We start from the raw sequence: 11,234 nt of genomic DNA, 5'->3' as shown, positions 1-11,234 counted from the left end.
ATTTTTAAATATTTTTTAAGACTTATAACCGTTTGTTATCTTAAGTTATTTCTTAAAAAGTTTATACCATACAACAGTCAGGCTAAAGAAAAATAAGCGCAGGATTAAAAAGATTTTAAATGGGTTATGTGCAATTTCGGCAAAGAACTCAAGTCCCTTATCGAAAGTTTTTTCATCTACACGGCGGACACGCTCAGAGAAAATTCCAAAGGCGTCTTTGTAGTAAAGGAAGGTGCTTGAAGAAAACTGATTACGACGGCGGTAAGCCCAGCAGTTCTTTTCGCGGATTCCGTCACTGACAAGAACAAGAGAAGGCTGTGCTTTAAAAATTGCCTGGATGATATCCGCTTCGCTGGTCTTTGGATAATAGCCTACATAGCGACCGATTACCTTAAGCGACGGGAAAGTATCCTTAATATTATGCTCTACCTTACTGATTGTCTTTTTTGACGAGCCCAGAAGATAAATTGTTTTAAAATGAGAATCCAGAACTGAAAGAATCTGAATTACGGCATTAAAAGGGTTGTAGCGCACTGGAACCGGCTTTTTAAGAAAGGCTGCAGCACGAAGAATGCTCTTGGAAATCGGGATGATTAAATCTGCACTTTTTACACAGTCAGCAAAATCACCCTTTCGGCGGGCTTTAAGCAAATCCCAGATAGAAAGGAAGATAATCTGCTTTGTTCCCGGCTTTGCCAGAATTTCCATGATTTCGTTTTCAAGTTTATCCGGCTGGCAAATATCAACCGGAACACCAACTATTGAAACTCTTTCTGCCATTTTTCCCACCCTGCTTTTCTTAATTTAATTGAAAAAGTGCGCTCTGAACCGCGGCAATTCCATAAAGAGCTGCGGTCTCGCATCTTAAAATATTTCCTTCAAAATGAATGGTAGAAAAAAATCCCTTTTCCTTCAATAGCTTTATTTCAGAAGGACTGATTCCACCTTCATTTCCAACGGCAATTGTCACTTTTGTAATTTTTTCTTTTGATGAAAGAAGCTTAAAGAGCGGAACTTCGCCTTCTGTGCGCTCCCAAAGTGCCACTGCAAGTTTATCAGAAGTTCCGGAAAAATCATTCCACCATTCTACAGCAGCACCAAGTGTCATTGGCTCCAGGATTTTAGTCGCAACCGGGGAACCGCTCTGCTGCCTTGCTTCCTTTATAATTCGTTCAAAGCGTTCGCGTTTAGCCCCGGAAAACATAGCTGTACAGTTCTTTTCAGAAAACTCACCGATTACAGGCACTATCACACTTATACCGCATTCTGTTGCCTGACGCACAATAAGTTCAAACCTCTGAGCCTTGGGAATAAACTGAAAAAGCACAAATTCCCGGTCAGAAAAGGCATTTTTTATATCTCCCGCCTGAGTTCCACGGGTAATGGAAGAAGCAGTCTGGGAAGCCCCTTCGCTATCATCTCCTGTTACGCCATCGCAAACCTGCAGGGTAATTTTTTTTGCCTTATCGTCAATAAAAGCGACCGTAGTTGCCCTGAGCTCGCCGTCATCCAGGCGGACATTCAGCATATCGCCTTTTTTTACCCGCAAAACCTGACGAAGATAACGGAAATCTTTTCCAATCAGTTCTATGAGGCCGTTTTTAATATTTTCTTTTTCTACGATAAACTGTCGCATTTTGCATTCCGCGGAAAAGCGCTTATTTTACAGCCACAGTTTCTTTTTGTGTCGCCTCGTCCTGAAGCTGCTTCAAAGTTTTAGTCTTTTTTACCAGGTCAGAGAACTTTTCTTCCTGTAAAACTTTAATTGCGGCTTTCAGCTGCAAATCGTAGTCCATATCATAAAGCGGAGTCGGCTGATGACGCTGAAGCTGAACCCTCAAAAGGCGGCGGAGAAGACGCAAATCAAAAGGATAATCAATAGCGATGCGTTCTGCGGCAGCGGCAATATCAATTTCCTTCATGTTTGGATTTGCCTCAACCATTTTTGAAATCACTTCGCTTTCAATCATCTTAACGTAAAGCTCTTCCTGCTCTTTTGTGAAAGTTTCCATATTTTTAACTTCCAGATCAGGCGGAATACCAATTTTATCAATATTTGTGTCGCTCGGAGTGTAGTAGCGGGCAATTGTAAGCTTAATTCCGTTCTGCTCGCCAAGCGGAACCACCTGCTGAACAGAGCCCTTTCCGTAAGTTCTCTCGCCTACAAGGTAAGCCAGATGATTATCTTTAAGCGCACCCGAAAGAATTTCTGACGCACTTGCCGAACCGTGATTAATAAGAACAACAATCGGCATTTTTGTTACGACAGTCTTATCTTTATTTGCCGTAAACTGATGATTTTCCAGAATCAGGCGGCTTTTTGTAGAAACAATCGGACCTGCATCAATGAATTTATCACCAATATCAACGGCACTTGTAATAAGTCCACCAGGATTATCACGAAGGTCAATAATCAGGCTCTTGTAACCAGCGGCCTTAAATCCGTCGATTGCTTCCTGAACCCGCTTTGGAGTTTCCGGAGTAAACTGAATAAGGCGCATATAACCGATTTTTGTTCCTTCAATCATGCCGTCTTTTACGGTTGGAACTTCAATCAGGGCACGAACCAGCTTGATATCAAACTTCATGTTGGCACCACGAAGGATTGTAACATTTACAGGACTTCCAACTTCACCGCGAAGGTTAGACAAAACTTCGCTCATGCTCATTTCCGGAGTAGGTTTTCCTTCAATTGCAATAATATAGTCTCCAGACTGGATACCGGCTTTTGCTCCAGGGGAATCTTCGATTGGTGATGAAACTTCTACGTAGGCAGGTTTATCTGGCTTGTTTTCGGTCGGTTTTGAAATTGTAAGACCAACACCGCCAAAAGAACCGTTAGTTGTATCACCAAGATCACGCATGTAATCAGAATCTAGATAAAGGGTATATGGATCACCAATTGCTTCCAGCATTCCCTTGAGGGCGCCTTCATAAAGAAGTTTTGCGTCTAAATCATCAACATAATTCAGCTGAACAAAGTCAAAAACTGAATTAAGTTTTTTCATATATTGGAAACTGGAAATTTTTGTATCAGATTCTATTGAAGACTGAGCAAAGCACTGAGATGCAAAGGTAAGAACCACAAAAGTCAATGCGGCCCGCGAAATATTTTTAAACGTTTTTTTCATAACGTTTCTATTTTACGGCACAAAGAGTAAATTTTCCATATAAAACTTGCCATTTATGTGATATAATTTATTTATGGCACAGATAATTCCAATAGCAAGTGGAAAGGGAGGAGTTGGAAAAAGTCTTCTTTCTGCCAATCTTGCAATTGCCCTGGGTCAGCAGGGAAAAAAAGTTGTTTTAGTTGATCTGGATTTGGGAGCTTCAAATCTTCATCTTGTAATCGGACAGCATCCGGGTGTTGCAAGTCTTGGTTCCTGGTTTACTGATAAAATTGATTTTAAAGACATCATCCAGCCTACAGATTATGACAACGTAAGTTTTATTGCCGGTGACAGTCAGATTCCGGATTTGACTTCGCTCAAACACGTTCAGAAAGTAAAACTTATCCGCAACCTGAAAAACATCAACACAGACTACGTTATCCTTGACCTTGGTGCCGGAACCCATCAGTTTATTCTTGATATGTTCCTGCTTTCTCCACAGGGAATTATTGTTTCTGCCCCAGCCGTAACAGCAACCTTGAACGGCTACCTCTTTTTGAAAAATGCAACCTTCCGCCTTTTATACACAACTTTTAAACGGGGAACTCCAGGCCGCGCCTATATTGACGGACTTAAGAAAAATGCAAAATCCATGCAGAAGCTTTACATTCCTCAGCTTGTAAAGGAACTTGAAATTCAGGATCCCGCAGCTACAGCCCTTTTTAAAGCCCGCATGGAGCAGTTCCGTCCCCGCCTTGTAATGAACATGATTGAAGATCCTAAGGATGCTGAACGCGCACAGAGAATTAAAAAATCCTGCAACCAGTATCTTGGTCTTGAAATTGAATACCTTGGACTTATGTACCGCGATATGCTGCAGGATAAGGCACTTGCAAGCCAGCTTCCGGTTGTTGTTTACAAACCTCAGTCGGTGCTGGGTCAGGCAGTTTACCGCATTGCAGACAAGGTGATTGCAACTCCGCCACGCGCTTTTGATGCTGCCTTTAATCTTGAAGGCGCAAGTGACAACTTCCAGAATGCAGATGAAGAAGCAAACGAAGATTACAATATTAAGCTTGCAGGTATTGAAGATCTTGTTGCCGGTGGAACACTTTCCATCAGTGAACTGGCCGAAATGGTAAAGACATTGAACTACGAACTTACACAGGTGCGCAAGGAAAATCAGCTTTTGAAATCAAAACTGATTAAGGCAGCCGGACAAGGATTTAAGATTTAATATGAATTTTTTATACATAAACTACCCTTCCTGGATTCATCCGCAGATTTTTCCTGGAATTAAATTTTTAGGACTCCTGCGCTGGTACGGTCTGATGTACGTTTTTGCCTTCGGAACCGCTTACTGGGTGCTTACAAAATTATTTAAGGAAGGTGCTCTGGACAGCAGCACAGAAAAAGCAAACGAGGACGATGTTTTCAGCTTTATTGCCACCGGAATCGTTTTTCTTCTTGCCGGTGCCCGCATTTTTTCAACTTTAATTTACGACACAACAGGACTCTACTGGAAAAAACCCTGGCTGATTTTCTGGCCTTTTGATGCCGCTGGAAACTTTACAGGTCTTGCCGGTATGTCTTACCACGGTGGTTTTATCGGCGGTTTAATCGGAATGATTGTCTGGTGCCGCGTTCACAAAAAGCCTTTCTGGAAATGGTGCGATGCAATGTGCGTTGCAATTCCACTTGGATACACTTTCGGCCGCTTAGGAAACTTTTTGAACGGAGAACTTTACGGCCGCATTACGACAGCCCCATGGGGAATGGTTTTCCCGGCCGCAGAAAAATTTTCAACTTCCAAAGCCTGGGTTCAGGCCTTTGCAGAAAAAATCGGAATGGAAATTGCAGGAAAAAATCTTGTAAACCTTCCCCGCCACCCAAGCCAGCTTTACGAAGCTTTGTTTGAGGGCGTAATTCTCTGGTCAATCTTGTGGTTTATGAGAAAGCACAAAAAGTTTGACGGCCAGCTGGGACTTTCCTACGCCTGCGGCTACGGCTTCTTCCGCTTTTTCATCGAATACTTCCGCGAACCCGATGCTGACATCGGCTACCGCATCGCCAAAGACGCCACCGCCCCGCTATACACCAATACTTCGCTCTTAAACTTCTCCACCGGACAGATTTTATGCTTTATGATGATAGCCGGTTCGGTGGTTACGATGATAATTTTAAGTATAATTTACAAGAAAAAAAACAAGTGGGACGCAGGCGGAAATTAGGGGGGAACCCGTGAGGGGGTGGTACCCTGATTTACGCCGTCGCTGGGACCCGCTTGTTTTTTTCTGGGGAAGAGACGCTTATGAAACTAACAATTAAGTACAAAAACGGCTCATCAGAAACTTTAGACGTTGAGAAGCTGGGCCATTACAGTAAAAACCCCTGCATCCACTGCCGCAAAGACGGCGGCTGCTACGAACACGGCTGCTTTATGCCAGAAGAATGGGGCGACTTTCTAGACTTAGGACACCATCACATCAGAGTGCAGGACGTAGAATCTATGCACGTTTCTGAAATGTAAATCATAAAAAAAGGAATTAAAAATGACAGTTTTTCAGGGAATTTTACTCGGAATCTTACAGGGAATTGCAGAATTTCTTCCGATTTCATCTTCGGGCCACCTTGCCGTAGCTCAGAATCTTTTTAAGCTGGACGACGTTCCACTTTTGTTCGATGTTTTCCTTCATCTGGCAACTCTTTTTGCCGTTTGTCTTTACTTCTGGCGCAAAATTGCCCGTCTTTTCTGTGTTTTAGGAAGATGGATTGCACGCCGCGCACAGCCGGAATCCAGCTTAAAACCGGAAGATTTGCTTGCCGGAACTGACAAGGCAGGGCGGCGTACAATCATCGCCGTAATAGTTGCAACAATTATTACCGCAGCAATAGGAATCCTTACAAGTAAAAAAATGCCTGAACTTTCTATTAAATCAACCTGTGCAGGCTTCCTAGTAACAGCAGTTTTACTGATTGTAAGTAACCTCAAAAGAAAGCAGAACGAAGCAAAACTCCAGAAAGAAGGAACAGTACCGGCAGAAGGTATTTCTTTCTTTCAGTCAATTATAATTGGAATTATGCAGGGCTTTGGAACTTTACCAGGAATCAGCCGCAGCGGCTCTACAATCGCAGGTGCCCTCTACAGCGGAGTAGACGCAAAAGCCGCCGGAGATTTTTCTTTTATCATTTCAATTCCAGCAATTCTTGGCGCCTTCCTTCTCGAACTTAAAGACTTGGGCGAAGTTAGCAGCAGCATTGGCGCCGCCCCAGTAATTGCAGGTTGTGCCGCAGCTTTTGCTACAGGCTACATTTCGCTCACCTTCCTTATGAAGGTTATCCGCAAGGGAAAGCTTCACTGGTTTGCGGCATACCTTATTCCGCTTGGAATTCTGGGAATAATGTTCTTAAAATAGGGGGGTCCCTCATGTTTGTAGAGTTAAATTACGAGCCCTTACTGGAAGATTTTTACGATAACGGCGAGCTGAAAATTGAAGCAATTTTGAAGATTCTGGAAAACTCGGGAAACCATCATTCGGATGCGGCAGGCGACCAGATTTTGAAGGGAAGTTCGGACGGCACTGCCTGGATTTTGACCGACTGGTACGTTGAAATCGAGCATTTTCCAAAATACGGCGACAAGATAAAGGCGGTAACCTGGAGTCAGGGCGCAACCTCAATGTTCAGCACTTCGCGAGACTTTGAACTTTTCTGCAACGGAGAACTTTGCGGAAAGGGAACGACCCGCTGGATTCATTTTGACTTAAAGGCTAACAGACCAAGCAAGGTGACAGACGAGCTTCTTGCAAAATACGAGCCGGAGAAAAAATCAGTTTTTGCCGATTCTAAGCTTCCAAAAATTGAAGTGCCGGAATCTTTCAGCCGCGAACTTGAGTTGACTCCGCGCAGAAACGATATCGATTTTAATCATCACGTTCACAATCTGATATACGTTGATTACGCTATGGAAGCCTTGCCGGAGGAAGTTTACCGCGCTCATAATTTTAATAAAATCCGCATAACTTATAAGAGCGCCGTTAAAGAAGGTGAAAAAATCTGCGTTAAATATGCTGGTAACGGGCAGGCTCATACTGTGTTTATTTACGGAAGCGACGGTTCGCTTAAAACCATGATAGAACTTGGAGGAAAATAATGAAAAAAATTCTGGCTCTTATGATGATTGCAAGCTGCCTTAGCCTTGTGAGTGCAAAAGCAAAAGACAAGGAAAGCAGTAAAACTGAACAGACAAGCAAAGATGAATGGAAAGATGTCGGCGAACAGGGCAAAAAGGCTCTGAAAGAAACCGGAAACTTTTTCAGAGATTTGGGAAAGAAAATCGGTAATGATACAAAAGACGCTGCAGAAGAAATAAAAGATTCTGCTGAAAGCGCAAAAGATGATATAAAAGAAAAGTCTAAAAAGACAAAAAAGAAGGTTGAGAAAAAAACACAGGATATATAATGAAACCTGTTTTTGTTGATTCGCAGGCTCTTGAGAAACTTGCAAAGGAACGATTTCTCTTTCCGCCTTTTTTGATGATGGAAAACGCGGCGGCGGCAATGGAAACTGCTGTGATGAAGGCGGTTTACCCAAGTGGCGGTGCAGTTACCCAAGGTGGCAGTGCAGTTAACGCCCGCCCCTTCAAAGTCTTTATTCTTTGCGGAAGCGGAAACAATGGCGGCGACGGCTATGCTCTTGCCCGCCGTCTTTGCGGAAAAAGGGAAATTGAATGCAGCATTCTTGCGCTCAGCCAGCCAAAAACAGAGGAAGCAATAAGACAGCGAAAAATGGCAGAAGCTGCGGGCGTTCAGATTTTAGAAATCCTTCCCCCAGACGAAAAACTTTCTTCTTTTGACATAATTGTAGACTGCATTTTAGGAACAGGATTTAAGGGAGAACTTCGGGAGCCTGTAGCGAACCTTATTAATAAGATAAATGAACTGCCCGCTTATAAAATTGCCTGTGATATTCCAACGGGCCTGCGCTTTATAGCGGACACTACAATTACAATGGGCTGTTTAAAAAGTATCCTTTTTTCGGATGCAGCAAAGGCAGTATGCGGAAAAATTATTGTCGCCGACCTTGGTATTGCCCGCGAAAAATTCGAAAGCTGCGGCTCGCCAGAAATCTTTTTAATTGAAGAAAAGGATATTAAACTCCCCCTCAGAAAAAATAAAGCCTCTCACAAGGGAAGTTTTGGGCACACAGGAGTTTTTGCAGGAGAAAAATCCGGAGCGGGGATTCTTGCGGCTACAGCAGCCCTTAATTTTGGAAGCGGACTTGTAAGTCTTGTAAAGGCAGAAAATTCAAATCTTTCACAATTTAAAATAAGCCCTGAGCTTATGATAAGCGATGAAATTCCGGCAAACACGACCTGTGTACTGATTGGAAGCGGACTTGGAAGAGACAGTCAGCAGATAGAAAATGCTCTTTCGGCTTTTACAGCCTGGTTTACCACTACAAAAAATCCTGCCTGCGTTCTTGATGCAGATTTATTCAGTTACCAGGGAGTGGCAGAACTGCTGGAAAAACTGAATGCCGTTAACAATGCAAAAATTCTTCTTACACCGCATCCAAAGGAATTAAAGGCTCTTTACGAAAAACTTTTCCCGGACGAAGATGCGCAGACTGTAGCTCAGATTGCAGAAAATAGAATTGAAATCGGGAAGAAAATTACAGAGCGGCTCCCGGCGCTAACCCTTATTATGAAAAGCGCAAATACCTTTATTGCGCAGGAGGGGAAGACTTATATTTGTGACAGGGGCTGTCAAAGCCTGGCAAAAGCTGGCAGTGGAGACGTCCTTGCCGGGATGGTGGCGGGACTGCTCGCCCAGGGTTACACAAGCCTCGATGCTGCAATAACTGCCGTTTACTCTCATGCAGCTGCTAGTGCAAGATTTTCAGACGGAGAAGGCTACGACCTTACCCCAGAAAAATTGATTTCTAAAATATAACTTAGCCCCCGCCTAGGCATCAACACCAAGTCCAAAAAGAGCAAAATCTGCCCGCGAAGGATCAGCAGGAAAGGCCTCTTCCATTTGCTTAGTAAGGGCAAGGGCTGTTTTTCTGTCTGCATGTGCATTTTCAGGAAGGAGACCAAGTTTTACTCCTTCCTGCATAACGTGAACATCCAGTGGAATTAAAAGCTTCTCAGCCGGATACCAGGGCCAGAGTCCGATGTCCACCGGCGAATTCTGACGGCACATCCAGCGCAAAAACATATGAATCCGTTTGTTTGCAGAAGTTTTTCCTTTAGGAACAATTTTTGATTTTGGAAAGGCTTGTGAAATAAGGTCGGAAAGAATACCCGGAGATTTCTGAGAATCCGGAAGATTTTCGTATTTTTGACGGAAAAATTCTCCAAAAGCAGGGGCTTTTTCAAGAATTTCTGCCATTTCGGAAAAAAGCAGATTCATGTCAAAAAATGAATAAAATCTGTAGAATTTAGGCAGTTTTTCGCCTTTTTTTGCAAAATTCGGCGAATTTTCGTTAAAATTTATTTCAAAATCACGGGATTTTAGCCATTTTTCCATTCCGCCGGACTTATCAGCAAGTTCAAAAATCCAGCGGATTTTTGGAATAAACTGCGTGCGACTGCCAAAAGAAAGCATAGCCGCAATAAAGCAGGCAGGCTCAATATCCTCTGGTCTTTTGTACCAGCGGATAAACTGGCTGGGATCAGCCTCAAGAAAAGAGGCTGTTTCATATTTCTGAGCCAGCTCCCGTAATTTTGCTTTTAGTTCGTGGGTCATTTATAAATACGACCCTTATAGTTTCCCACTCTCAGCAGCACCCGGCAAACCAATGTCGTTGCGGTGGAAGGCACCTTCAAAATGAACGGCATTAATTCCGCGGTAAGCAAGTTTCCAGGCTTCATCAAAAGTACTTCCGTAAGCGCTGCAGGCAAGAACGCGACCGCCGCTTGTAACAAGCTTATCGCCGTCTTTTACTGCACCCGCAATAAATACCTTTGCAGTGCTGTCAGCCAGCTCTGCAGAATCATATGTAATTTCGCAGCCTTTTTTGTAGCTTCCAGGATAGCCGCCGCTTACAACAACAGGAGCGCACTGGAATCCAGGCTTCCACTTGAATTCAAAGTCTTTAAGTGTACCGTTCAAGATTGCAGTACACATAGCCATCATATCAAAGTCCATCAAAGGCAAAACAGCCTGAGTTTCAGGGTCGCCAAGACGAACATTGTATTCAAGAAGCTTTGGACCGTTTTTAGTCAGCATAACACCAAAGAAAATAAAGCCGCGGTAATCAAAACGCTCTTTGATAAGTCCGTTCAAAGTTGGTTCAAGACAGTCTTTTTTGAACTGCTCCATGATTTCAGGAGTTACGTCAGAAAGAGGGCAAACAGCACCCATTCCGCCGGTGTTTGGACCTTTAGCGCCGTCATTCAATCGCTTGTGGTCTCGGGCAGGAAGGAAAGGAACGATTGTAGCGCTTCCCTGCACTGCATATTCAGGAGTAACAGAAACCGCAGCCAGAACTGAAATTTCAACTCCTTCAAGATAATCTTCAATTACAAGTTTTTTACCGGCATCACCAACGCGGCCGCTTTCCATAATATCTTCAATTGCAGCAAGGGCTTCTTCCATAGTTGCAGCAACAATTACACCTTTTCCGGCAGCCAGACCGTCAGCCTTAATTACAATCGGAGCCCCGTGTTTTTTTACGTACTCGATTGCAGCATCCTTATTTACAAAAGTTTCGCTTGCGGCACAGGCAACGTTGTATTTTTTCATGAAGGCCTTAGCCACATCTTTACTGCCTTCAAGCATTGCACCGGCTTTTTTTGCGCCGACACAAGGAATATCAGCCTTCCAGAATTCGTCTGCAATTCCTTCACAGAGAGGATCTTCCGGTCCAATTACAGCCATGCGGCAATTTTCATGCTTTGCAATGGCAACATAAGGATTCTGGCCCTCTGTAATATAATCACAATCTTTAGGATTTACATTTACACATTTTGTTTCATCAGCCGTTCCGCCGTTTCCAGGCACCACGATGATTTTATCAACCAGTGAACTCTGAGCTAATTTCCAGCAGATAGTGTGCTCACGTCCACCACTGCCCACAACGATTATATTCATAGTGGCATTATACTGAAATAGG

At 43.4% G+C, this 11,234-nt stretch carries 12 protein-coding genes; 7 read left to right on the top strand and 5 right to left on the bottom strand.

The features are described 5' to 3' along the window. Nucleotides 1-45 precede the first annotated feature (45 nt). From MSI_RS04845 to MSI_RS04835, 3 genes are read right to left on the bottom strand one after another with little or no spacing between them, the layout of a single operon-like run. Entirely contained in the window at nucleotides 46-780 is a 735-nt protein-coding gene (locus MSI_RS04845; protein WP_009104295.1) for a WecB/TagA/CpsF family glycosyltransferase, read from the bottom strand. Nucleotides 781-799: 19 nt separating this feature from the next. Next, nucleotides 800-1,636 carry a 16S rRNA (uracil(1498)-N(3))-methyltransferase gene (locus MSI_RS04840; RefSeq protein WP_009104294.1) on the bottom strand — a complete coding sequence of 279 codons (837 nt, stop codon included), beginning with the start codon at nucleotides 1,634-1,636 and terminating at the stop codon, nucleotides 800-802. Between the two features lie 22 nt (nucleotides 1,637-1,658). After that, nucleotides 1,659-3,131 carry a S41 family peptidase gene (locus tag MSI_RS04835; RefSeq protein ID WP_009104292.1) on the bottom strand — a complete coding sequence of 491 codons (1,473 nt, stop codon included), beginning with the start codon at nucleotides 3,129-3,131 and terminating at the stop codon, nucleotides 1,659-1,661. Between the two features lie 73 nt (nucleotides 3,132-3,204). Between MSI_RS04835 and MSI_RS04830 the strand changes: the two genes are divergently transcribed. From MSI_RS04830 to MSI_RS04800, 7 genes are all read left to right on the top strand, one after another. After that, nucleotides 3,205-4,350 (top strand): P-loop NTPase, encoded by a 1,146-nt coding sequence (locus MSI_RS04830; RefSeq protein ID WP_009104290.1) that lies wholly within the window; start codon nucleotides 3,205-3,207, stop codon nucleotides 4,348-4,350. A gap of 1 nt (nucleotide 4,351) precedes the next feature. Then, nucleotides 4,352-5,344: a prolipoprotein diacylglyceryl transferase gene (gene lgt, locus MSI_RS04825; protein ID WP_009104288.1), complete on the top strand. Its 993-nt coding sequence runs from the start codon at nucleotides 4,352-4,354 to the stop codon at nucleotides 5,342-5,344. Nucleotides 5,345-5,424: 80 nt separating this feature from the next. After that, the gene (locus MSI_RS04820; RefSeq protein ID WP_009104286.1) at nucleotides 5,425-5,643 is read left to right on the top strand and encodes a hypothetical protein; all 219 of its coding nucleotides are present in this window, start codon (nucleotides 5,425-5,427) and stop codon (nucleotides 5,641-5,643) included. Between the two features lie 22 nt (nucleotides 5,644-5,665). After that, a complete protein-coding gene (locus MSI_RS04815; RefSeq protein WP_009104284.1) occupies nucleotides 5,666-6,529 on the top strand; it encodes an undecaprenyl-diphosphate phosphatase in 864 nt (287 codons plus the stop codon). Between the two features lie 11 nt (nucleotides 6,530-6,540). Beyond that, on the top strand, nucleotides 6,541-7,266 hold the full coding sequence (locus MSI_RS04810) for an acyl-[acyl-carrier-protein] thioesterase (protein ID WP_009104282.1): 726 nt from the start codon (nucleotides 6,541-6,543) through the stop codon (nucleotides 7,264-7,266). Further along, nucleotides 7,266-7,574: a hypothetical protein gene (locus MSI_RS04805; protein ID WP_009104280.1), complete on the top strand. Its 309-nt coding sequence runs from the start codon at nucleotides 7,266-7,268 to the stop codon at nucleotides 7,572-7,574. The genes MSI_RS04810 and MSI_RS04805 overlap by 1 nt, the downstream gene beginning before the upstream one ends. After that, the gene (locus MSI_RS04800; RefSeq protein WP_009104278.1) at nucleotides 7,574-9,067 is read left to right on the top strand and encodes an NAD(P)H-hydrate dehydratase; all 1,494 of its coding nucleotides are present in this window, start codon (nucleotides 7,574-7,576) and stop codon (nucleotides 9,065-9,067) included. The genes MSI_RS04805 and MSI_RS04800 overlap by 1 nt, the downstream gene beginning before the upstream one ends. Before the next feature lie 12 nt (nucleotides 9,068-9,079). On the opposite strand, the gene MSI_RS04795 is transcribed toward MSI_RS04800, so the two are convergent. After that, nucleotides 9,080-9,865 (bottom strand): TIGR02757 family protein, encoded by a 786-nt coding sequence (locus MSI_RS04795; RefSeq protein ID WP_009104276.1) that lies wholly within the window; start codon nucleotides 9,863-9,865, stop codon nucleotides 9,080-9,082. A gap of 15 nt (nucleotides 9,866-9,880) precedes the next feature. After that, the gene (gene purD, locus MSI_RS04790; RefSeq protein WP_009104274.1) at nucleotides 9,881-11,212 is read right to left on the bottom strand and encodes a phosphoribosylamine--glycine ligase; all 1,332 of its coding nucleotides are present in this window, start codon (nucleotides 11,210-11,212) and stop codon (nucleotides 9,881-9,883) included. Nucleotides 11,213-11,234 lie beyond the last annotated feature (22 nt).

The organism is Treponema sp. JC4 (genome assembly GCF_000260795.1).
Lineage (GTDB): Bacteria > Spirochaetota > Spirochaetia > Treponematales > Treponemataceae > Treponema_D.
This window is presented reverse-complemented; position numbering and strand designations above follow the sequence as displayed.